Here is a 22,003-nt window from a genome sequence, read left to right on the forward strand (position 1 = left end):
ACGACCGCAAGGAGGTTACTCCTATACGCCATTCGCGCGTTCTTACAGGTACTTCTTGAATGTCGCCGCCGCAATGCACACCGCCACGCCGAGCAGTGCGGCGCTGGGCAGCAGGATCAGCAGCGGGTTCACGCTGACCGGCAGTGCCAGGTAAGTCACCCACGGCAGTACGGCCAGCGGGATCAGGCTGGCCCTGGCGCGGTGATAGATGAACCCCGATTCGCGTCCCGCGCCGAAGCGGCGGATGTCCCGGCGCACCAGGCCGTCCACCAGCCCGACGAAGGCGGCCATCAGGAACAGCGGCAGGGTCAGGCACAGCACCAGCAGCCGCACGAGGAAGACCAGCGTCGTGTAGGCCGCCGCGATCAGGTAGCTCTCCACGTTCACGTAGACCAAGCCGATGCAGTAGCGGAAATCCTTGGTCGGGCGATGGCTGCCGGCGCTGGCCTGCGTCGAGGCGTCGCGTATCCAGTCCAGCAGGCCGCTCTTCACGAACAGCCAGTCGTAGCCCTGCTCGACCATCCGGTGCGCGGTGCGCCCCGGCTCCTGAACCAGCGCGCTGCGCGTGAAATGCGTGGAGAGCTGGTCCAGCTCGTAGTGCAGCATGCCCTGTGCGTGGCGCCAGCCCTGCTCGGGCCAGAAGAAGTGCATGCCGACGCACTCGATCAGGATGCACAGCAGCAGCGCGCCGCACAGCACGCCGAAGAAGCGGAACGGCAGCGTGACCAGGCCGGCGATCAGCCCCTGCTGTCGTTGCTGCTGGCGCTGGGCCGCGACGGCCGGATCGCTCATGCTTCGGCCTCTTCGGCGGCGGCCATCTGCTTGAAGTCGTCCAGCAGGTCGTCGGGCAGCGCCTTGTCCTGCAGGCCGGGGATGCCTTGGTTCTCCCACCAGTTTCCTGCCTCGACGTAGTGCTGTCGCATGTAGCCGGCCAGCTCCTGCAGATCCTTCGGCATGGCTTCGTCGGGATCGGGCGCCGGCAGCGGCATGCGGACTTTCCAGAGGTTGCCGCCCTCGGTCAGCGCGAAGCACTGCCCCTTGGGCAGCGCCACCACATGCGCCGGCTCGATCAACGGCACACTGTTGCTGCTGATGCGGTCCTGGGTGTTGGACGTGAAGGCGGTATTGCCGTGCGGGTCGGAGCTGTCGGTGGCGCCGCTCATCAGTGCCGTGGCATACACCTCGACCTTGGGCAGTTGTCGCGTCAGCAGTTCGGCGGTGGCGGTTTCGCGCACGCGCAGCATGAACAGGTTGTTGAAGTTGCCGACCACCTGGCCGGCCTTGGCACGGTTGCCGATGCGCGCCTCGATGTCGCTCAAGGTCTGCGTGTAGGCCGTCACCTGCACGCCGGCACCACCGCCCTTGTTGACCATCGGGATGAACTCGTCGCCCATGAGTTCATTGAATTCGTCGGCGTGGACGTTGATCGGAATCTTGGCGCCCACCGCGGCGCCGGGCAGCCCGTCGTCGATGCCGAACTTGTAGATGTGGCCGGCGACCGAGACCAGATCGCTGAACATCGAGTTGCCCACCGCCGCCGCGACTTCGGCGTCGGACAGCGCATCCAGCCCCACGTAGACGACCGCACGTTTGCGGATGACCTGCATCCAGTCGAAGATCGGCCGCGGGTCGGACAGGTCGGAATAGTTCGGTGCGAGCAGTTGCGCGATCTTGCCGGTGGTGAGCTTCTCCAGCAGCGGCAGCAGCGACGCGACGATCTTGTCGAAGTACGTCCGGTCGTAGCGCACGGCGCTGCGCAGGCCGTCGAGCACCGGGTCATAGATGCGCACCTGGGACAGGTACTGTTCGAGGGCCACCACGCGCTTTTCGCGCCCGATCATGTTGCGCGGGATGTTCTTCTCGTTCAGCTTCGCTTCGAGCTGGACGATGACCTCCCAGGCCTTCGGCTCGTTCTTGGCGAAGTAGTGCTGGGCGTACTCGATGAACAGCGCGTCGATGTTGATGACGTGGCGCTGGATCAGCAGGTAGTCCGGCCGCTGCCCCAGCTCGACCAGGGCGCGGGCGATGATGTTGACGAAGCGCCAGGCGAATTCGCGGAACGCGGCGCTGTTGCCTTCGCCCGAGAGCTGCCCGGCGATTCGCGTGGCCACCTCGGAGATCCGCCCGAACCGGCCGACGGCGTTGTAGCGCGCCGAGATGTCCGGCCAGCCCAGATGGAACACGTAGAACTCGCCTTCGCGCCCGGCGCGCTTGGCCTCCACGTACATGCGCTTCAACAGGTCGGCATCGCCCTTGGGGTCGAAGACGATCACCACCTCGTGCTCGCCGCGGACCTTGCGGCGGATGTCCTGGGTGATGAACAGCTCGGCCAGCCGCGTCTTGCCCACGCGCGTGGTGCCCAGCACCAGGGTGTGGCCGACGCGCTCGCCCAGTGGCAGGGTGACGTCGACCTCGTGCGGCTCGATGCCATGCAGGCGTGGCAGTCCGCCGACCGGCGGCAGCGGTCGCGCCGGGTTGAGCGGGCTGTCCCAGGCCAGCGCGCGCGCCAGCGTCGAGACGGGAAACGGCGCGAACTCAAGCCGCTCCTCCAGCCGCCGGGCGGCCCGGTAGATCGCCGTCGGCTCGACGTAGCGGCGGAACTCCGGCCGGTAGGTCTGCATCAGCCGGTGCGTGTGTCGCTGCTCCCAGCGAAAGCCGCGGCCGACAAACAGCCGTTGCTGACTCACCGGCACGTCGCGGCTGGTCATCACGTAGCGCGGCAGGCGGCGGATGTTGCGGCGATAGCGCAGGATCGCCCAGGCATCGCGCAGGCGAATCGTGCCGAAGGTCAGGAAGGCCAGCGCCGAGCCCAGGCCGAGCAGCGGGTTCAGCGCGAGCGACCACGGTGCCACCAGGCACAGAATCGCGGCGCCGGTGCAAACCGCCACGGTATAGAACTCCACCGCTGGCCGCAGCAGCACCTCGACCGCGTGCGGTTGGGCCATTTACGCACCTACTGCTCGACGCCGGTGGACGTGATGAGCACCGGGTAGTGGCGCAGGCCCAGGCGCTGGGCCAGGTCGTCGCCGGAGGCCGGCGAGAGGGTGAGGCCGGGAGCCAGCCTGCGCAGCGCCGTCAGCGCGGCCATCGACTCCACGTTGACCACCAGGCCCACGGCCTGCAGTTCTCGCAGCGCCGCCTGCCGCTGCCGCAGCCAGGCGCGCGACCGCTCGTCGTCGCCGATCAGGAACAGCGCCGTCAGGCCCGGCGCCCGTATGACGCGGCGCTGCACGTCGCCCGGCGACAGATGCGTCGAGCGCACCGGCAGCATGGCGGCTTCGGCGTCGGCCGCGTTGCCCACGCGCGGGGCTGGCATCGGGGCCGGCGGCGTGGCCTGGTCCGGCTGAGGATTCAGCGACTGGTAGTACGGCAGCGCGGAGGTGCCGCCGCGGTCTTCGACGACGATCAACGGCGCGGAGGCGGTCTGGGCGAAGACGGTGGTCGTGGACAGCAGCCCGATGGCGGCGATGAGGACGATGTGGTTCATGGCGTGGTGGCCTGGAGGGTTGGAACGGGAACGCTGGGGTCGAGCACGCGGGTCAGGTGCCGATGCACACTGCGCCGGTAGCGCGCCGCGGGTGCCCCGCCGGCGGGCCGGTGGTAACGGCCGATGGCAAGCAGCCAGTCCTCGCCCGGCGTGTGCTGTTCGCGCAGGATTTCCGCAGCGATGGCGAGGTTGCGGTACGGGTCCAGCAGCTCGCAGGGCTGCGTGTAGCGATGCGTGTGGTAGCCGAGATTGACCTGGCCGAGGCCGGCGTCGATGCGATTGGCCGGCGTGCGGGCGAGTGCCCGGCGCAGCCCCGCGCAGGCCTCGGCGCGGGTGGCATAGCGCTGTGGCGTGCCGGCGACGTTGAGCGTCCACGGCCAGGGGATCAGGCGCCCGCGCAGCATGGCGCCGCTCTCCTGCAAGGCCACCGCGTACAGCACCGCCGCCGGCACGTCTGCACGATGCGCCGCCATTTGATAGGCCGGCGGCGGCACTTCCCGCGCCAGGGCGGCCAACGTCCAGCCGCCGGTGGCGAGCAGCAGCGCGGCGCTGGCGCAGCGGATGGCGACGCGGGATGGCCGACGCTCCCGGCCCGGAGCACCTATTGCCGCTGCCATTGGCCGTTCACCTCGCGCACCACGGCCGGCAGATCGCCGGGCAGGCCGAGCGACAGCCAGCGCCCTGCATCGTGGTTGAGCGTGATGGTGCGGGCGCGCACCCTGGCCGGGTCGATGCCCGCCTGGGTGGCCCACTGCCGGATGCGCGCGTCGTCCTGACGGCTGCCGACCATGTAGAGGTCGAACGCCGTGCCGGCCGCCTGCAACTGCTGCACGCGCTGCGCGCACGGTGCGCAGTCGGCCTTGACGAAGACCGCCAGGCGCCCGGAGCCGGTGTTGCCGGCACCCTGCGCCTTGGCGCCGGGCAGGCTCACGCGTGGCTGGCCGGGAAACAGGCGCTGCCACGCCGCGTCGTAGGCCCGCTGGTAGGCCAGCGTCTTGCCGACGCGCCGGGCCTCGGCCTGCACCTGCAACTCCGCGTAGCGCCTGCGCTCCTCCTCGCTGCGGGCCTCGATGCCCAGCGCCGTGAGCGGATCGAGCTGGGGCGAATAGACCCCGAGCGGCCCCTGCATCAGTTGTCGGTAACGTGCCCACTCCTCGGGCTGAAGCCCCCATTCCCGTGCCTGCTTCTCGTCGAGCGCGGCGTCAGCGCCCGGCTGCACCTGGGCGGGCACCATGCGGGAGTTCGTCACCGGGGCCGGCTGGGCGGATGCGCCGGAAGCGGCGAACAGGACGACGGCAGCGAGCAACGACCGCAGGATCATCGCGACCTCCTACGGCACCGCGACGCGCTGCGTCTGGCCGTTCACCTGGAACACACCCGCCTGCGCCTCGATGGACTGCAGTTGCCAGCCGCCCTCGGCATCGCCTTCGCGCAGCAGCCGGGCGCCCGCGAGCGAGGCCGCGGCGGTGGAGGTGATCGACAGAAAGCGCTCGCCTCCCCGCAGCTCCACGCCGAGCACCCGGAACGGCGGCTCCGGTACCTTGGGCTTCGTCGCAACCGGAGCGCGCGGGCGAGCGGCGGATGCCACCTGCCGGGCCTTCTCCAGGCGGGTTTCGATTGCGTTCACGCGCGCCTGCAGCGTCTGCAGGTCGATGGCCAGAGCCTTCGCCTCATCGGCCTCTTCGAGACGCGTCATCCGTTCGTCCAGCGCCTGCCGCGCGTTGGCGAATTCGGCCTGGCTGATCGGCGCCGGCCGGCGCTTGTCCGCATCGGCCTGTTGTTCGAGATCGGCCACGCGCAGGCCCAGCGCGTTGACCTGCGCATCCTGTGCGCTGCTCTGGGTCTGTTCGGCGAGCCGCGACAGGCCGACGCTGTTGATGAGTGCCACGGCACTGATGAGCAGTAGCCAGAAGGCCGCGGCGATCTTGAGCCAGCGCGTGCGGGAATGGCGCTCGGATGGCGCTTGGGGAAAGGTCATGGCTGCATCTCCTCGGGCCGGTCGGCGTCCGGCACGGGCGTGGCGGTGCCGGGCGGGTCAGCGGAAAGGAAGGTGGGAGCACCGTGCCGGCTGAAGCAGACCTGGCGCCTCAAGTCATCGACCGACAGCTCCCAGGCCGGGCCGGCAAGGGTCAGCAAGGCATCGCGCAGCATCAGCGGGCCCAGGCGCAGGTGTGCGGCAGGCAGCGGCAGCGCGTAGAGCGCGGCGGCCTCGGGCGCATCGCAGAGCCGGTAGCCCGAGCGCAGGAGCACATGGCGCATGGCATCGCCCACGCTGGCATCGAGCATGGGCGGAATCGAGACCTCCACCGCCTGCTGCAAGAGATCACGCTGCGCAGGTTCCGGCACCAGCTCGACCAGGGTGTAGCGGCCGTAGCGGGCCACCGGAACGAAGCCTGGCTCCGGCGCGACGGCGGTTGGCGATGCGGCCGGCACCGCTGGCACAGACGGCGTGGCGGTCGTGGCGCAGCCGGCGGCCAACAGGCTGCCGGCCAGCAAGCCAGCGGCGAGGGCCAGGCGGTGAACAGCGCGGATGGATGGTTGCATGGAGGGCGCTTCCCTGGAACACGGAGCGCTCACCATCGCCGCCGCTTGGCCTGCGGGCAGCAAACAAAACGCACTGACGCCCGCCCGAATACATGGCGGGCGGCGCCATGGACCGTCATACGCCCAAGAAAAACGGCCCCGAAGGGCCGTGGAAAGAAGCCGGCGACCCCGAGGGGCCACCGGCATGGGTACATGGATCAGGCCGTGACAAGCTGCCGGGCCAGGGCGACCTCGACGGAATCGCCATCCTGGTTCAGAACATCCAGGCCCGACTCGGGTACGTCTCCCGACGTGCTCTGCGACACCATGATCTTCTTGGCCATCAACCCCAGGCAGGTCATCTGCGAGGAGTTGGCGTAGCCGAGGTAGATCACGCGCACCGGCTGCTTCTGGCCGATGCGCCATGAGCGCCGGGCGGCCTGCTGCAACGAATACACGTTGTAGCCGGACTGGAGGAACACGATGGTCGGGAACTCCAGCAGGTCCAGGCCGGTTTTCACCAGCTCGGGATTGGTGATGAGCACGTCGATGCCACGGTCCAACTGCTCGGCGATCCAGTCCTCGCGGCGGGAGGCATCCACGCTCGCGCGCAGTACTGCCACCTTGAAGCCTTCCTGCTCCAGAAGCACCTTCAAACGCGACGTGGTGTCGCGCGTGCCGGTGTAGACCGAATAGACCAGGGTCTTGCGACCTTCTGCCTTCTCCTGCTTGCAGATCTCGATCAGCTCGCGCTCCTTGGGCATCACCTCCAGCTCGTTGAACTGAGCGGGGACAAACGCCAAGGTGTTTCGCGTGCGTGGATGCACCACCGTTTCCGACCGGAAGCAGCAGTCCGGCCAGGCCAGCAGCACGTTGAGGACTACACCGAGCAGCGTCGTGTCGCGCTTCGCCAGGGCCTGCTTCAGCTCCTGGGTCAGGCGACCCGCCAGATCGCGGTAGGCCGCGGCCTGCGCCGTGTCCATCGCGACTTCGCGGAACTCCTCGTCGTAGGGCGGCAGCACATTGCCGCCGATGTCCTTCAACTTGAGGAAGACCGTGAACGGCAGAACGCAACGCAGCACGCCCTTCGGGCCGAAGCCCGGCGCCTTGACCGTGCGCACCGATACCTTGGTGCCCTTGGCCGTCTTGTGCGCCGTGCCGGTGCTCTCGGAATAGATGTCCTTCAAGACACCGTGGTCGCGCATGAACGCCATCGCGGCCGACGTCATGCTGCCGCTCTTCGTCGGCCGGTAGCCGTCTTCGATCATCCGCCCCGGAAGGGCTCGGAACAGCAGGTGGAACAGGTCGTCGCCGTAGCCGCCCATCAGTGTGCCGGTGAGCAGCAGCGTCTTGCGCGCCTTGGCCGCCAACACCCCCATGGCCTGGCCCTGTGCGGAGCCGCCGTTCTTGTACTCGTGCGCCTCGTCGGCGATGAGCAGGTCGAACGTGCCTTGGGGAAGCTGTCTCTTGATGAACTCGGACGGCTGGTAGCCGCCTTCGCCGAAGCCGAACTCCATGTTGGCCATCGCACGTTCCATCCGGTGGGCTTGCCGATCCGAGAAGACCAGCTCGCCGTTGCCATCCATCAGGTTGATGAACTCGTGGATGTTGTCCCCGAGCATCGACGCGAGGAAGGCGTCGCCGAACTTCTGCATCAGCTTCTGCGCGGTGACTTCCCCGATGGTTGGAATACGCTTCAGTGCCTTGAGCACGGTCGAGGACTGGTCGCTGGCGGACAGGCCTCTGGGACGGATCAACGACCACAGCGGTGCACGGCAGTGGCTGCACTTGCGGCGGTACTCCGCGGCTTCCAGCTCGACCGGGTTGATCGGCTCGCCGTCGAGGTCGGTGATGACATGCCCGCAATCCGGGCAGGCCCCCACGTCGCCGTGAGGCGTGCGCCGACGAACGAAGACAGGTTTCCAGTGGAACCCCATCCGCATCCGCACGCGGCCCAGGACGAAGAACTCCTGGCCCTGGGCCGGCACGCGCAACTGCTCGCGCAGTTTCAGCAGCTTGACCAGCGTGTCCGGGCCATTGAGCACCCAGACCTTGGCACCGGTCACCGTCTCCTGGATTTCGCGCCGCCACTTGTAGACCAGGTGGGGTGGCGAGAGCACCAGGGTGCGGCGGTAGCCTTCGGCGTTGAGCACGGCGGCCGTGGCGATGCCGACGGTCGTCTTGCCGCAGCCCATCTCGCCGTTGACGATCGCGGCACGTTCGCCGCGGTCGACCAGTAGCTCGGTGACGGCATGGACCACATCGGCTTGCGCCGGGAACAGCTTGCGCTTGAGCGAGGCGAGGATCAGTTGCCGATGCACCCGCACCTGGCCGGTGTAGACCGGAGGATTGGCGCGGTTCAGCGAATCGAGCAGCTCGTCGCCGAACTCCGATACGAAGTCCTGCAGGCTGAGCGTGAGAGGTGAAGCGGCCGCTTCGAGCAGGTCGCCCTGCACAGCGGTTTCGGGAACGGTTTCGAGAACGATGGACATGGTGATGCTCCAAAAAATGGGGCATGCACCTCCCCCACGGGGCGGTGACATGCCCCTGGGTGGGAAGAAAGAAGCGGCACGAGGCCGCTGGATGCGGATCAGTATTCGCTGGGCAACAGCAGCGTGGTGATGCTGCGATCCCATTCGGTGATGATCCAGAGCTTCAGGTCGCGCGTGACCTGGTAGGACGAGAACAGACGATCCTCGCCGGATTGCAGCGCGGCGTCGTTCAATCGCCGATCGTCGTCGCTCAGGTCGCCCCAGTCGCCATGAAGATGGCGGCGCAGGTACGCGCTGGGATTGAGCCGGCCCTGTCGGACCAACTCGTCGACGCCGGCGGTCATGACCACCTGCCCGGGCGAAAAGCGTGCTTGTGACGCGAGGTTGAGGATTGCGAGTGCCATGGTGGTTTCTCCTTCTGGAAGAAGGGGCCACGGCAACCCATCGGGGGCAACGTGACCCCGGTGGGCGGATGAAAGCGACGGCGAACCGTCAGGGAACAGCGATCAGCGGATGGTCAGCACTTCGCCCCACGTGGGCGAGCCCAGCGTCAAGTCCCATGCACGAATGACCGGCACGAACTTGTCGGTGAGGATGCGCGTCTCGGCCACGGAGCCGTCGTCGCGTTCGGTGTACTCCGTCTGGAGGGTCTTCTCCTTGTGGGTATCACCTTTGACGACGAGCACGCGCCCGCTCTTGGACGTCACCACGCCGGAGATCGCGCCTGCGGCCAAGGCCAGGGCGAGATGCCAGTGCGACAAGGCCCGCGCGGGTGGACGCAGCGACTGCTGCGCGCCACCCAGGTGCGTATCGAGCGCCGGCCAGAGTCCTTGCAGCCGGCCGACTTCATCGGCGAACTGCTCGGGCTCCATCGTTACGCGATAGAAGTGCTCCGGCTCGGCCGGGCTGGCAGGGACGGTGTACGGCAGGAACGGCCATTCGAGCGGCAGTTCCTCGGCTTCGGCGTCACCCTGTCCGATCTGCAACAGCAGACCGCGCACGGCTTTGACCGACTCCGACGCCTGGTCGCGTTGACGAATCCTGCGACCGAAGATCACCACCTGCTTGAACTGCGTTTCCACCGCACGGTAGATGCGCAGGTCGGCGAAGTGGCGCGTCAGCCATCCGACCAGCTCGGCGTCGAGCACGTAGGACGGCACGATGAAGATCAGCACGCCACCGTACTGCAGCAGCGGCAGCGCGCGCTGATAGAACAGCTTTTCCAGCCGCGCACGGCCCTGGCCTTGATAGCCGATGTTGCCGTTCACGTCCTTGCTCAGGTCGCCATACGGCGGGTTCAGCCACAGCAGCCCGAATGACTGGCGCGAGATCAGCGTGTCCATCAGGTCACCGTGGATGCAGCGATCGACCAGTTGCCGTGCGTGGCGGGCACGCTCGGCGTCGTACTCGACGACGAAGGCCTGGACCTGCTCGCGCCCGAGGGCGTGGGCGGCTTCGGCAATCGCCACGCCTTCGCCGGCGCAGGGATCGAGGATGGACATGGAGCCGGGAGACGGCGCCAGTGCGGACAAGGCCCGCTCCAGCGTCGGTTCGTCGGTGGGGAAGTAGCCGTTACGAATGAAATTGCGCGCCAGGCGCGGAAACATGAGTGCCATGGATTTCTCCTGATGATGGATGAGGGAAGGCGGGCACGCGCGGCGCGCATGCCCGTGGGGATGGCTCACGCCACACGCCGAAGCGGTGCGTTCGCGGCCAGTTCGTACTGCGTGGCGCCGAGGGTGCCGTTGCGGATCAGCTCGCCCAGCGCCTTCGTCAGCGCCGGGACATCGAGGGCCAGCCGATGGCCTTCCAGCGGCCCGAGGGCCAAGGGAAGACCGGTCAGCATCCGTCGTGTCTGCAACAGCTCCAGCACGGTGTCGCGCCAGTGGTCGAGCAGTGGCAGCGGGCAGGTGTCCTGCACCAGCGTCCACAGCCGATCGAGCCGGTGAGCGGAATCCCTGGGCAGAAGCGCCAGCGCGCTGGCGTTGGCCTTGTCTGGCTTCACGCAGCGACGATCGAACAGCCACACATTCGTCAGCGAACCGAACAGCGTTCGCCGATAGGCGCGGGTGATGCGCTTTTCCAGGTTCTCGACATTGCCGACGAAGACCGGGATGGATGCGCCCTGCTCGGTGATGACGTGGAACTGATCCAGTCCCTGTTCATCCCGGCCGAGGGTCAGGCGGGCGAGGAACTCCTGAACGGCGGTGTCGCGCGCCCAGATCGAGAGAAAGGCGAGATTTCCCTGCTCGTCACCGACGCAACCGTCGGCCATGAGATCGGGGCATTCGTCGATGCGGTACAGCGGTTTCGCGGAAGAAGGTGCAGGCATGGTGATGTCCTCTTGGAAATGAAGGAGCAACCACAGCCCGCGGGGCAGTGCTCGCCCCGGTTGGGTGACGGAAGATGCGTGCCGCTAGGCAGCGCGCCCCGCGTGGAAGCGGTGAACCCGCTCGCGCCACTCGGAGCTTTGCACCGGCGCCATGTCGAGATAGCGCAGCGGGCACGAGTAGTAGTACGGATGCACGGACTCATCGAGGGACTTGTAGCCCCAATCGCCGCCCGAGCTTTCCAGCAGATGGCAGCCGATGTAGCAGACGGACTCACCGGCCGCGAGGCCCATGACGCCCGCCTGCCTGGCGGTGACGCGAACCACGGTCCACAGAACGTCGCCGTCCAGCGTGTGGTCGATGACTTCGCAGCAAGCGCGTTCGGATGCCTGCGGAGCGAGCAGCTCGCGGATCAACTGATCGCGCGTCTGACGAACGAAGGTCCAGCCCATGAAGGTCTCCTTGAAGAAAAGGCCGGAGCCCTCCCCGTCGGGGGAGAACCCCGGCGGGTGGCGGAATGCCGCGCAAGGTGGCGGATGGATCAGGCAGCTTTGAGGTGCCAGTCCTGGGACAACGGAGCGAACTCGTAGCCGAGCTTGTCGAGACGGTCGCGCTGCTGACGCAGCACACGACGATCCACGGTCGCATCGAGCTTCACGGTCTCGCCCAGGGGCCACAAGGCACCGAACAGCGCCGCGTCGTCTGCCTCGGCCGAGGCCGCAGCGGACACGGGAGCCGGTTCGCTGCCGAACGGCGTGGTATCGACCAGGGGATCGCGCGGACTGCGCGGCTTCGCCTTCGGCTTGGCCGGGGGCGTTGCCGGCACGGGCGCCTGCGCCTCCTCGTCGATCGGATCGACTTCCTGCGGACTCAGCCGGCGGGCTTCGTCGCGGCTCAGGGCGTCGATGTTGGACAGTGTCATCCCGCCCAGATGGGCGCGGATCTCGATGACCATGCGGCCGTTGGCGTTGTACGTGGAGGGACGAATCTCGACGATGACGAAATCACCGTCGTACTTGCCCTCGCGGTACTGATCGAGTTCGGCGTTCTTCACGACGAACTCGCCGATCGAGGTCGCCAGGCGGCCGACGTTGAAGTCGCCGTTCCTGCCGTGGATGGTCTTGATGGCCAGTTGGCCGGGGATGGTGATCATGAAGGTCTCCTGCGGACGAAGAGAAGACAAGGCCCCGGGGATGGGGCCTTGCGGATCAGAACGACTCGGCAACGGCCAATGCGGGGGCATCGGCTGCGTCGTCGGCAGCATCGGCGACGGGCTTGGAAGGCTCCGGTGCCGAGGCTTGCTGCGCAGCGGTCGCGTCGGACGTCACAGGGACTTCCGGCTCCCGCTCGTCGGTCTCGGTCGGCTTGGGTTCGGCCTTGTAGACGAGCTTGCCGTCGACCTTGATCCAACTGACGAACAGCAGGCGGGCCTTGAGGCTCACCCCCTGCTCGCCGGCACGCTTGCCCTTGGAGTAGGTGAAGGTGTCGGTCCACAGGTCGCCCAGGCGGAAGCCGATCATCACCTTCTTCTCGGCGTCGACCGCCTGAATGCAGCGGCGCACCAGGTGCTGCGCTTCCGAACCCGATACGCGCGTGTCGAAACGCACATACGAGACGTCATCGCTGGGACCGTTCAGAGCCGCGATGTCGCAGGCCAGGAACGCATCGCCTTTCTTGGGCTTCACTTCGCGGATGCGATTGAGATACCCGAGGCCGGTGATGTGCAGATCGAAGTAGGACTTTTCGGTGGAAGTGGTCATGGTGAATCTCCTGAGAACAATGAGGCGGAGACACACCCGACCCAGGCGGGGAAGGTGTGGAACCCCCGCGTGGGTTGATGGAACAGCTTGGTGGCATCGCCATCGAAAACCGATGGCCGTTCGCGCATGGATGCCGGTGCGAACTGGGGTGATCAACGCGGTCGGAACCGCGTCGCAGCCTTGAAGATCGTGGCTGCCTGGGCATGTCGCTGACGGACGTCAGCGGAACATGGCCGGAAGCGTGGCGCCGGGACGGCGCGCAGGCGAGCGGCAATCGGCACTCGCGGCTGTCCGTATTGCCGGGAAGAAAGAGGCCCCCGGAGCGGGGGCCAGGGATGGGCGGTCAGTTACCGCTGGGCGTGGGAGGAACCGCCTGCAGCGACAGGTGTGTCGCGGTGGCGGACACGTCGAGGTCGTCCTCGCTGCGCAGGATGCGCGCAAACACGCCCTCCTGCGGATCGAAGAACTCGCCGAAGTCGTCGCCACCGAACTCGGCACGCGCCAGTTCCCACCAGTCGTCGAAGGCATCGACATCCGGGTTGCAACCGGCGGCATAGGCGATGGTCTTCTGGCGACCATCGGGTCGGCGCTCGCCGCACTCGGCCAGGAAGTACACGCCCTGATCCTTGACCAGGATGACGCGGCATTGATTCGCCACCGCTTCGGCGAGCACGGGCCGCAGCTCCGTGCCTTTGAATCGAACAGTCATGAGTGTGATCTCCAGGGGGCAGGAAAAACGGCTTCCCGCCGCGAGGGCGGGAAGCTGCTGTGAGATCAGTGCCGGATAGCCTTACGACACGACAGGCACTGCACGCGGATGCGCCGCCAACTCCCGTCGTCGATCAGCCGTTCCAGCGTCTCGCCGAGGGTGTCGAAGAACACCTCATCGACCCGTTCGATCAGCTCGCCGTCGCGGCGCAGCTCCACCGCGTAGAGGTCGAGGCCACGCTCATACAGCACGGTGACGCGACCGTGGAACTTCGTCGTGGCGACGGTGAAGCCGATGGCCGGCGGTGTGCGGATGATGTCGGCGGGCAGCGGATCGACCCAGGTGATGTCCCGCGCGCCGGCATCCACCAGCATGTGGGTAACGCGCCGGAAACCGTCGGGAGCGGGCAACTGCTCCAGTTGGTTGACCAGTTCCTGCAGCTCGGGGCAGCGAGGCTTGGGAATCGGCAGCTTCGCCGGTGCGGACCCGAGCACCAACCGCTTCACCGTGTAGGGCTGGCCGTCGGCGGTGAACTCGGTCTGCTCCTCGGGCGTGTCCGCTCGCTGACCGTCGAAGCGGCGTCTGACATAGGGTTCGACCTGCACCTTGGCGCCCTCGTCGGGCACCTCAGTCACGAGCGTGCGATCGAGCACCGCGAACTCGGCTCGCCCCGTCTTGACGACGATGGCCTCGTCGGTGGTGGCGATGACCTTGCCCTCGAAAGGCTTCGGGTCGATGTGAAAGCCCAGCGTCGAAACCTTGGGCTGGCCGTCGAAGATGTTGAACTTGAACGAACGGACGTTGGAAGGCACATGACCGACAACAAGCGTTGGCATCTGTGCACGGATGGCTTGGGTATCCATGGGGAGACTCCTTGTGGCAACCAAGGGACTCCCGCCCGCAAGGGAGGTCTGTCCCTTGAGGGTGAGGTGGATGGACGCGGGTGCGCCCGGAGAACGAAGCAACCAGCACGGCGAACCGCGCCGCAGTCTTGAAGGTCTCGACTGCCTGGGCATGCTGCCGGCAACGCCAGCGAACATGCGGCCAGCGTGCGGCACATGGCGGCGGCCGTCCGTTGGGAATCGGCAATGCGCCGGCACCGCGTTCCGCGAAAAAGAAGAGTCCCGACGTGGGGGCTCGAATGGGTTGCGGGTTACTCGTCGTCGTAGAGCGTCAGCCCGTCCAGCACGGGCGCGTCGGCTTCGAACACCAACATGCGAACGTCAGCGAGCGCAGCCAGGTGCAACACTTCCACGAGGGACTCCGGCACGCCCTTGGCCCGGTGCTCCTGCCGCAGCTCTTCGGCGGTGATGCCCTCGACATGCTGCAGGTTCGCATCCGTCCAGGGCGTGGCGATCAGCTTCACGCCGACCGCCGGGCTGTAGGGAATGCGGAAGGCCACGAACAAGAAACCGCTCGGCGTGGCGATGTCCGCCAGTTCGGCGAGGAAGCGGCCGGCCTCCTCGGTGATGTGCGCCGAGCTGATTTCCCAGGCACGGCTGTAGAAGCCGGTCTCGAAGCGCAGGCGGCGGACCACCTCGCGCGCGGCTTCCTCGGAGTAGGTATCGCCGACGTGCAGTGGCTGGCCGGCTTCTTCGGCCATGACGGCGTAGACGAGGTTTCGGGCGATACCGTGGCTGGGGCACTGCGCGTCCAGCTCGGGCGGCACGTTCTGGCCCTCGGTGATCAGCGCGAAGTCGTCGCAGAAGACGCAGGCATGGCGCTCGACCTGGCTGTCCGGCAGATGCGACTGCGAGACGTGCAGCGGCAGATAGCTCAGCGGGCAGTCGTCGTAGGAAATCGCCAGCAGCCGCTGCACGGACAGGCCATCGTAGCCGCGGACGAAGGGGTTTTTGGAATGAGACATGGGATTCCTCCAGCAGAGGATGGCCGAGGCAATCCCCTGCCGGGGATTGAACCCCAGCGAGTGGATGAAGTGGCAACCGGTCAGCCGGCCGCGGCGTCGGGCCGCCCTGGTGGCGGGCGGTGCAGGTCAGTGGAAGATGGTGATTCGGGACATGGCCGCTCCTGCGAAAGGAAGGAGGGACATGGCCCCGAACGGGGACGCATGTCCCTCGTGGGGTGGGATGAAAGAACGGTGGGTTGCCAGGCGCGGCTCACCAGCCGTTGTAGTGCAGCGTGAGGTCGGCGATGACCTGGCGCCGTTCCAGATCGAGGCCGCCGAAGTCGGACAGCCCCTCGAAGCCGCAACGCTTGAGCATCGCGCCGCCCTCGCGGGAGTTGTAGAAGCTCACCATCGCGGACAGGAACATGCGTTGACCGCTGCTCAGCACACCCAGGGTGTCGTTGAGCATCAGCATGTTGGGCCGCAGGTCCCACTTGGTGGTGGCACGCTGCAGACCTTCGCGTGTGCCGTCGCCGAACCACTCGTGGCCGGCGATCTGCGCGCCGCGCTTCCAGGCCTCGAAGAAGGCCTGCGGTGCAGCGTCGAAGTGCGCCTGTTCCAGCGCCATCTGATCGAGCACGTCTTCGGGTAAAGACAGATTCATGAGAGAACTCCTTGAAGGGTGGGAATCAGGGGTGAGCGCGCTGTGTCCAGGCATGGGTATCCAGGGCGCGCTGTGCTGCGAGGTGGTTCGGGAAATACTCGACGGACTCCCGCGATACCGGGCCTTCGTCGTCTTGCGTGCCGATGTAGTGGCCGGCCGCGCTGCGCAGCACCTGTAGCGGCAAACGCTTGCCGGTCCAGGCCAGCGCCAGCGCACCGCTGCGCACTGCGGTTGCAGAGGAAGATGCGGAAGGTTCAGACATGCCGTGCTCCTTGGTGGGTCGGGGAGCACGCATCCCGCAGGGGATGGGTTCCCCTCGGGTGGTTGAGAAAAGTGCATCGTCGCCAGGCCGGCGAGCGTCCGCGGTGGGCGATGCGAAGCGGACTGGATCGGTCAACGCGGCGAACCGCGTTGCAGTCTTGAAGACCGAGACTGCCAGGGCATGCCGCTGACGACTGTCAGCAACGCATGGCGTGAGGATGGGCGCGAAGCATGACTGTCGTCGCAGGGAAAACCGAATCGCGGACGGCCCGCTTTAGGGCAGGCCCGCGTCACGGGACAAGGCAAGGACCAGGGCGCCGAAGGCCACGCGGGCCTTCGGCTGGAGAGGAAGGAGAACCACCTGTGGGCTGCGTCAGCGCGGGCCGTCGTCAAAGCCGTTCGCTGCGTCAGCAATCGCACCCGGCCCGTTTCGTGGCTGGGGCCGGAAACCTCTGGCGTGCATCCACACACAAAGGGAGCCCGTTGTTCCGCCGGCGGGCACCGGCACGGAATACCCTCGGCCCAAGGGGCCTCCTCACGGCTCGCGCGGCGGCAAGGCGTCAGGAAGCCCCTCATGACCGAGGCAAGGCACACCGATCAAGGGAATGGCGGCGGGCGCGATTCGTGGAGCAATGACCTTCTCGCCCTGTCGCCCGATGGCGGGCAGACGGGGCGCGCACACCGTTGCAGAAGGAGACGCGCGCTTTGGAGTCCCGCGCGGTGCGGGACGTTTGCCTCGCCGCCAGTGAAGTGGCCGGCGCGGCAGGGGGAAGCGAGGATCAGGACGCCTTGGAGGCAGCGCGCCGCTTGCGCGGTGCGCTGCGCCGGCCCGTCGGGGACTCGATCGGCAACGTGCCCTTGCAGTCCGGGTAGCGCGAGCAGGACCAGAACGCGCCGCTCTTGCCCGTGCGCTGCTGCATCGGTGCGCCGCACTGCGGGCAGGCCGGCGCCGGCGGCAGCTTGAGCGAGAGCGTTGCGCCGCGATACTGCTGCACGAGCTGGCCGAGCCACACGGACTGCTTCTCGATGAAGGTGTCCAGCGCCATCTGGCCGGCCTCGATCATGTCGAGCGCCTGCTCCCACACCGCCGTGGTGCCGGGGTCGGCGATGGCCGAGGGCACCGCGTCGATAAGCGTGAATGCCGCGTCGGAAGCGCGGACGGCGCGGCCTTTCTTGACCAGGTAGCCGCGACCGATCAGACCGTTGATGATGTTGGCGCGTGTCGCCTCGGTGCCGATGCCGGTGGTATCTCGCAGCTTCTGTTTCAGGCGCGGGTCGGTCACGAACTTGGCGACGGTCTTCATGGCCTTGATCAGCTCGCCCTGCGTGTAGGGTTTGGGCGGCAGCGTCTTCAGCGCCTTGAGATCCACCTTTCCGACCGGGCAGGACAGGCCCGCATGCAGGGCGGGCAGTACCTGGCTGCGCTGCGCATCCTCGCCATCGGCATCGTCCGGCCCCGGCGTCGCCAGCACTTCACGCCAGCCGATGACGGCAATCTGCTTGCCCACGGCCGCCAGCGACTGACTGCCGCACGAGAACTGCGCCACCGTCCGGTCGAACTCATGGTGCGGGAGGAACTGCGCGAGGTAATGGGCGCGGATCAGCCGGTAGACGGCCAGCTCCTTCTCGTTCATGGCCGACAGGTTGGCGGGCTCCAGCGTCGGGATGATGCCGTGGTGAGCCGACACCTTGCCGTCGTTCCACGCACGCGAACGCTGTTGGCGATCCAGGCGCTCGATCAGCGGCCGCAGGCTGGGGTCGGTCTTGACCAGGCTGTCGAGTACGGTCGGCACCTCGGCCAGCATGCTCTCGGGCAGGTAGCCCGAATCGGAGCGCGGGTACGTTGTCGCCTTGTGCGTCTCGTACAGCGCCTGGGCAATGTCCAGCGTCTCCTGCACGTCGAGGCCCAACTGCTTGGAGCACACCTCCTGCAGCGTGCCCAGGTCGAACGGCAGCGGCGGTGCCTCGCGCACGCGCTCGGTGTCCACCGACACGACCTGCGCATCGCGTGCCGCGCGAATGCGATCCGCAGCCTGCTGCGCCACCGGCTGCTGAAGGCAGCGACCCGCTGCATCCGTGCTGCCTTCGGGCGGTATCCAGCTCGCGGTGAAGGATTGGCCGGCATGGGATAGCAGCACATCCACGGCCCAATACGGCATGGAGACGAATCGCGCGATCTCGCGATCACGATCCACGACCAACTTCAGCGTCGGCGTCTGCACGCGCCCCACCGACAGCACGCCCGTACAGCCGGCCTGACGCCCCAGCAGTGTGAACAAGCGGCTCAAGTTCATCCCGATCAGCCAGTCGGCGCGCGATCGGGCGAGTGCGGAGAAATACAGCGGCAGCGTCTCGGCGGACGGCTTGAGCGCACGCAGCGCTTTGCGGATCGACGCATCGTTGAGCGCCGACAGCCACAGGCGCTGAATCGGCCCGCGGTAGCCGCACAGGTCGATGATCTCGCGGGCGATCATCTCGCCCTCGCGGTCGGCGTCGGTCGCTATCACCAGCTCGCCCGCCTTGGCGACGAGCTGCTGCACGACCTTGAATTGCGCTGCGGTCGCCGCCTTGGGCTCGACACGCCAACGCTCGGGAAGAATGGGCAGTTGCTCGATGGCCCAGCGCTTGTATTGCTCGCCGTAGCCTTCGGGCGGAACCGCCTCCACCAGATGACCGATGCACCAGGTCACGACGACACCCGCGCCGCTGTAGCAGCCGTTGCCGCGTTGAACGGCACCCAGCACACGGGCGATGTCCTTGCCCTGGGACGGCTTCTCGCACAGGAACACGCGCATGAAGCCTCCTTGGAAATGTGCGGTTCATCGGATGGGCGTCAGCTTGGCGGGGCCAGGAGATGCCGGCAGCAAGGAAGCCGATTGATGCAGACACCGCTTTGTGATCGGCAGGCGGCCCGTTGCCGCAGCGGTGTGCATAGACCGCAGGAGCTGGCACAGCAAGAGCGTCGTTTCGGGAGGGCGGCTGGAACTCCGTGGACGACCTTGGAGCTATCCCCTGGGGATAGCTCGCTGGTGCATCGCGGGCGTATGACGGTTGCTACAGCCGCCCTCGGGGGAACGGCGATGGGCGAATTACTGTCCGCCGGCCGGCTTGGTGCTGAGCGCCACCGACTCGATGCGGTACGGCAGGATGCCCACGCGCCGCGCCTCGACCTTGAACGTCACGCGCTCGTTCTCGTCGGCGTCCTCCCATTCGTCGCGCACGGTGCGGCCCTCGACCAGCACCCGCATACCTTTCTGGTACAGCGTCTTCCAGTGCTCGGCGTCGCGGTGCCACAGCTCCACGGGCGCCCAGAAGCCGCCGCGATCTTCGTACTCGCCGTCCTTCTTCGGGATCGGGTTGTCGAAGTAGACGTTCAGGCGAAGCAGCCGGCGCGGCTCGTCGTTGCCGTTCGGAAACTCGCGGTAGTCCGGCGCAGAACCGATGTTGCCCTCGCCGACGAAGTGCGTGCTCATGGTGACTCCTTGGTGGTGGGTGGAACGGCCGCGGTATGCCCGTGGACACGCCGCAGGTAAGCCGCTTCGGCCTGGGCGGCCTTGCTGGCGCATTCCAGGGCTTGGCGAGCGATGCTGTGGGTCAGGCTGATCTGCATGTTCAGCACGATGCGCTGCAGTTCGATCGCGTACAGCTCGTCGATCAGCGAGGCCGGCGTCGCGGGGTTGGCCAGCAGGGCCTCCCACAACGCCACGCCCATGGAGGAACGGTCGAGGTTGCGCCAGCGCAGGAAGGTCGTCCCTGCGCCAGTGGCCTGCTGGGCCAGTTGCACGTCGAGCAGGCTGAAGGGGTAGGCGCGTGCCTGGGGCAGCACACGCCGCTGCGCCAGGCCAATCACGTCGTCGCGCAGCGCTGCGCACTGGCTGGCCCAAGTCTCCAGACTCCCCTTACCCTTAAAAGGCTGTAAAAGGCCTTTTAGGTAGCCTGCGTGTTCCAGCCGCTGGAAGTCCGCCTGTTCCAGCGTCACGAAGCGCGTGGAGTGACTGATGGGGGGCGATGCCGTCATGCGTCAGCACCCTCATTACCCGTCGCTGGATTGGCTGCGCCATCCGTGTGAGCCGGCGCATCGGGCTCAATGGCGGGCGCAGCAGGCGGCGTGCCGGGCTTGGTCGTCCGCCGCGCGATCGGTGGCGCGAAGCGCGAGCGGCGCGTGCCTTCCAGCACGTCTTGCGGCAGCTCGCCGAACTTCTCCAGCGCCGCTCGCGCCGCGGCGTTCTTCGCCGCGAAGTCGTCGCGCGTCGTGCCCGAGTAGCGGTACTGCTGGGCGAGCGAGAACAGGCTGCGCAGCGCGTGCGCGCCATCATTGAGCCAGCGCTCCAAGGTGCTGCGGTCGATCAGCGCCGTGTGGTGCGCCAGGATGAGTTTGCGCGCCAGGTCGTCGTAGTCAGCCAGCAGGTACACCGCCATGAAGCCGAGCTGTGCATTCACGAACAGCGGCAGCTTCACCGGCTGCACATTCATGTTCTCGCCCAGCGACAGCGCCGGTGGCACGTCGGCCAGGGCCTGGTCGACCTGTTCGCGCAGGGTCTGCAGGCGGGTCTTGGTGTCGGCGAGCTTGTCCTCGATCCGCAACATCCACCAATCCGAGTACGGGTCGTCCTGCTCGGCGCCGCGCTTCATCTTGTTCATGGCGCCGATGAAGCCGTTGAGACCGATGATGCCGGGGCGCCCCTCGGTCGGCGCGCGGCCGTGCCAGATGCGCGAAGCGTGGTGCGTGTGCAGCGTCAGCGACATCGCGCTGCGCAGCGATCCGAGATTCAGTTGCAGGGGTTCTGTGCGTTCGTTGGCCATTGGAGCGACTCGCGGTGAAGGGGCGAGTCGCCAGCATCGGCATCGGCCGGAAGGCTGTCAGTCAACAAACCGCAGCCCATGCGCGCCCGGTTTGTTCCGCACGGAAGGCTGTGTGTGCCGGCTATCCCCTGGGGATAGCTCGGCGGAGTTGTTCGCGGCTCGCGCGGAGGTGAGACCGCGTTGCGGGGCTATGCCTCGCGAGGTCTGTACCAGGCGGCCCGTTGCCCCTCCACCTCACGGTAGCGAAGCTCGAACAGGCGGCACTCGTGCACCACCTGCCGCCAACTGCTGCAGCCGTACTTGGCTGGAAGCTGCTCGGGATGCTGGTCCGCGATCCAGCGGCCAGCGGCGGCAATGGGTGTCCAGCCCTCGACGGCCAACTGCGCGGCGGCCTCGCGCAGCGCGCGAACGATGCCGGCGGCCGGCCAGTCCACCGTGCCGTCCGGCGCGATGCCATTGACCACCAGGTCGTGGAACACATCCGACTGGACGAACTCCGCTGCCAGGCGCCGCGCCTGATCCATGTGCTCGGCCCAGCCGCGCAGCTGCTCAAAGTGTTGATCGATGCGCGTGTAGGCGGAACCGAGTTCGTCCTGTGCAGCGCGACACCCGTCCACGGTCCATAGATCGTGCTGGTCGATGAAGTGGTGCACCAGGGTGTTGCGCAGCGATACCAGGTCTTTGAGGTCGGCCTGGGTTTTGGCGTAGTCCTGCGCAGACAGGCTCAGTTGCACGCGCGTGCGAAAGGAAATCACGTCGCCGGGAAGATCGTTGTCGCGTTCCTTGCCACCATTTCCATCGGTGACCACATACGAACCAAACAGTTGTCCGACCAACGTGCCCAGGGTCTTGGTCGCGGCATCTTCGATCCGCGCTGTGCGAATGGCCTCCAGCGAATGCGCCGGGCCTGAAATCTCGTGGTGCGCCACGATGGCTTTCATGAGGCGCTCGTATTGTTGAAGGCGCAACAGGCATCTGCCCAGCAAGCGCTGAACGTCTCGCTGCAGTGGTTGCAGTACGTTTGTGACGGGGGAAGTCGTCATGTCCATCATCGGCCGGGCTCGTGCGTGGCTGTCCTCGTCTGATTCACAGGCGACAGTTTCGCCTGTCGTTCGGCGGACGACAATT

The 22,003-nt window shown here is 67.0% G+C and carries 24 protein-coding genes; all 24 read right to left on the reverse strand.

Annotated features, from left to right (window positions below):
• Positions 1-42: 42 nt before the first annotated feature.
• The 24 genes from MWN52_RS04370 to MWN52_RS04485 all read right to left on the reverse strand — a co-directional run bounded on the left by MWN52_RS04370 (position 43) and on the right by MWN52_RS04485 (position 21,816).
• The gene (locus MWN52_RS04370; RefSeq protein ID WP_286576773.1) at positions 43-792 is read right to left on the reverse strand and encodes a TIGR03747 family integrating conjugative element membrane protein; all 750 of its coding nucleotides are present in this window, start codon (positions 790-792) and stop codon (positions 43-45) included.
• Positions 789-2,945, reverse strand: coding sequence for a type IV conjugative transfer system coupling protein TraD (gene traD / locus MWN52_RS04375; protein ID WP_286576775.1), 2,157 nt, complete (start codon positions 2,943-2,945; stop codon positions 789-791). Before traD ends, MWN52_RS04370 begins: the two co-directional genes overlap by 4 nt.
• Before the next feature lie 8 nt (positions 2,946-2,953).
• Positions 2,954-3,487 (reverse strand): integrating conjugative element protein, encoded by a 534-nt coding sequence (locus MWN52_RS04380; protein ID WP_286576777.1) that lies wholly within the window; start codon positions 3,485-3,487, stop codon positions 2,954-2,956.
• The gene (locus tag MWN52_RS04385; protein ID WP_286576778.1) at positions 3,484-4,104 is read right to left on the reverse strand and encodes a lysozyme family protein; all 621 of its coding nucleotides are present in this window, start codon (positions 4,102-4,104) and stop codon (positions 3,484-3,486) included. Before MWN52_RS04385 ends, MWN52_RS04380 begins: the two co-directional genes overlap by 4 nt.
• A complete protein-coding gene (locus tag MWN52_RS04390; RefSeq protein WP_124189390.1) occupies positions 4,089-4,808 on the reverse strand; it encodes a TIGR03759 family integrating conjugative element protein in 720 nt (239 codons plus the stop codon). Before MWN52_RS04390 ends, MWN52_RS04385 begins: the two co-directional genes overlap by 16 nt.
• A 9-nt stretch (positions 4,809-4,817) precedes the next feature.
• Positions 4,818-5,465 carry a hypothetical protein gene (locus MWN52_RS04395; RefSeq protein ID WP_062842680.1) on the reverse strand — a complete coding sequence of 216 codons (648 nt, stop codon included), beginning with the start codon at positions 5,463-5,465 and terminating at the stop codon, positions 4,818-4,820.
• Positions 5,462-6,031 (reverse strand): PFGI-1 class ICE element type IV pilus protein PilL2, encoded by a 570-nt coding sequence (pilL2, locus tag MWN52_RS04400; protein ID WP_286576781.1) that lies wholly within the window; start codon positions 6,029-6,031, stop codon positions 5,462-5,464. The genes MWN52_RS04395 and pilL2 overlap by 4 nt, the downstream gene beginning before the upstream one ends.
• A 197-nt stretch (positions 6,032-6,228) precedes the next feature.
• A complete protein-coding gene (locus MWN52_RS04405; RefSeq protein WP_286576782.1) occupies positions 6,229-8,502 on the reverse strand; it encodes a helicase-related protein in 2,274 nt (757 codons plus the stop codon).
• A gap of 98 nt (positions 8,503-8,600) precedes the next feature.
• Positions 8,601-8,906 carry a hypothetical protein gene (locus MWN52_RS04410; protein ID WP_128666852.1) on the reverse strand — a complete coding sequence of 102 codons (306 nt, stop codon included), beginning with the start codon at positions 8,904-8,906 and terminating at the stop codon, positions 8,601-8,603.
• Positions 8,907-9,008: 102 nt separating this feature from the next.
• Positions 9,009-10,118 (reverse strand): DUF6094 domain-containing protein, encoded by a 1,110-nt coding sequence (locus MWN52_RS04415; RefSeq protein ID WP_142028478.1) that lies wholly within the window; start codon positions 10,116-10,118, stop codon positions 9,009-9,011.
• Positions 10,119-10,183: 65 nt separating this feature from the next.
• Positions 10,184-10,834, reverse strand: coding sequence for a hypothetical protein (locus MWN52_RS04420; RefSeq protein WP_286576787.1), 651 nt, complete (start codon positions 10,832-10,834; stop codon positions 10,184-10,186).
• Positions 10,835-10,918: 84 nt separating this feature from the next.
• Positions 10,919-11,284 carry a hypothetical protein gene (locus MWN52_RS04425; RefSeq protein WP_003141031.1) on the reverse strand — a complete coding sequence of 122 codons (366 nt, stop codon included), beginning with the start codon at positions 11,282-11,284 and terminating at the stop codon, positions 10,919-10,921.
• An 89-nt stretch (positions 11,285-11,373) separates the two neighbouring features.
• The gene (locus MWN52_RS04430) at positions 11,374-11,985 is read right to left on the reverse strand and encodes a DUF3275 family protein (RefSeq protein WP_003294141.1); all 612 of its coding nucleotides are present in this window, start codon (positions 11,983-11,985) and stop codon (positions 11,374-11,376) included.
• A 55-nt stretch (positions 11,986-12,040) separates the two neighbouring features.
• Positions 12,041-12,592, reverse strand: coding sequence for an STY4534 family ICE replication protein (locus MWN52_RS04435; protein ID WP_013982122.1), 552 nt, complete (start codon positions 12,590-12,592; stop codon positions 12,041-12,043).
• A 343-nt stretch (positions 12,593-12,935) separates the two neighbouring features.
• Positions 12,936-13,301 (reverse strand): DUF3085 domain-containing protein, encoded by a 366-nt coding sequence (locus tag MWN52_RS04440; RefSeq protein ID WP_029578154.1) that lies wholly within the window; start codon positions 13,299-13,301, stop codon positions 12,936-12,938.
• A 65-nt stretch (positions 13,302-13,366) separates the two neighbouring features.
• A complete protein-coding gene (locus MWN52_RS04445; RefSeq protein WP_013982120.1) occupies positions 13,367-14,164 on the reverse strand; it encodes a hypothetical protein in 798 nt (265 codons plus the stop codon).
• A 290-nt stretch (positions 14,165-14,454) separates the two neighbouring features.
• Positions 14,455-15,168 carry a DUF5983 family protein gene (locus MWN52_RS04450; RefSeq protein ID WP_286576790.1) on the reverse strand — a complete coding sequence of 238 codons (714 nt, stop codon included), beginning with the start codon at positions 15,166-15,168 and terminating at the stop codon, positions 14,455-14,457.
• Between the two features lie 250 nt (positions 15,169-15,418).
• Positions 15,419-15,811 (reverse strand): hypothetical protein, encoded by a 393-nt coding sequence (locus tag MWN52_RS04455; RefSeq protein WP_286576791.1) that lies wholly within the window; start codon positions 15,809-15,811, stop codon positions 15,419-15,421.
• A 25-nt stretch (positions 15,812-15,836) separates the two neighbouring features.
• Positions 15,837-16,073, reverse strand: a complete 237-nt coding sequence (locus tag MWN52_RS04460; protein ID WP_013982118.1) for a hypothetical protein — start codon at positions 16,071-16,073, stop codon at positions 15,837-15,839.
• Between the two features lie 778 nt (positions 16,074-16,851).
• The gene (locus tag MWN52_RS04465) at positions 16,852-18,867 is read right to left on the reverse strand and encodes a DNA topoisomerase III (RefSeq protein ID WP_286576794.1); all 2,016 of its coding nucleotides are present in this window, start codon (positions 18,865-18,867) and stop codon (positions 16,852-16,854) included.
• 294 nt (positions 18,868-19,161) lie between these two features.
• The gene (locus MWN52_RS04470) at positions 19,162-19,545 is read right to left on the reverse strand and encodes a single-stranded DNA-binding protein (RefSeq protein WP_003141056.1); all 384 of its coding nucleotides are present in this window, start codon (positions 19,543-19,545) and stop codon (positions 19,162-19,164) included.
• Entirely contained in the window at positions 19,542-20,090 is a 549-nt protein-coding gene (locus tag MWN52_RS04475) for a DUF3158 family protein (protein WP_009521552.1), read from the reverse strand. Before MWN52_RS04475 ends, MWN52_RS04470 begins: the two co-directional genes overlap by 4 nt.
• Positions 20,087-20,875 (reverse strand): PFL_4669 family integrating conjugative element protein, encoded by a 789-nt coding sequence (locus MWN52_RS04480; RefSeq protein ID WP_033980479.1) that lies wholly within the window; start codon positions 20,873-20,875, stop codon positions 20,087-20,089. Before MWN52_RS04480 ends, MWN52_RS04475 begins: the two co-directional genes overlap by 4 nt.
• A gap of 188 nt (positions 20,876-21,063) precedes the next feature.
• A complete protein-coding gene (locus MWN52_RS04485) occupies positions 21,064-21,816 on the reverse strand; it encodes an OST-HTH/LOTUS domain-containing protein (protein ID WP_033980480.1) in 753 nt (250 codons plus the stop codon).
• Positions 21,817-22,003: the final 187 nt, after the last annotated feature.

Origin of the sequence: Pseudoxanthomonas winnipegensis, from assembly GCF_030322905.1 — a bacterium.
GTDB classification, from domain to species: Bacteria; Pseudomonadota; Gammaproteobacteria; order Xanthomonadales; family Xanthomonadaceae; genus Pseudoxanthomonas_A; species Pseudoxanthomonas_A winnipegensis.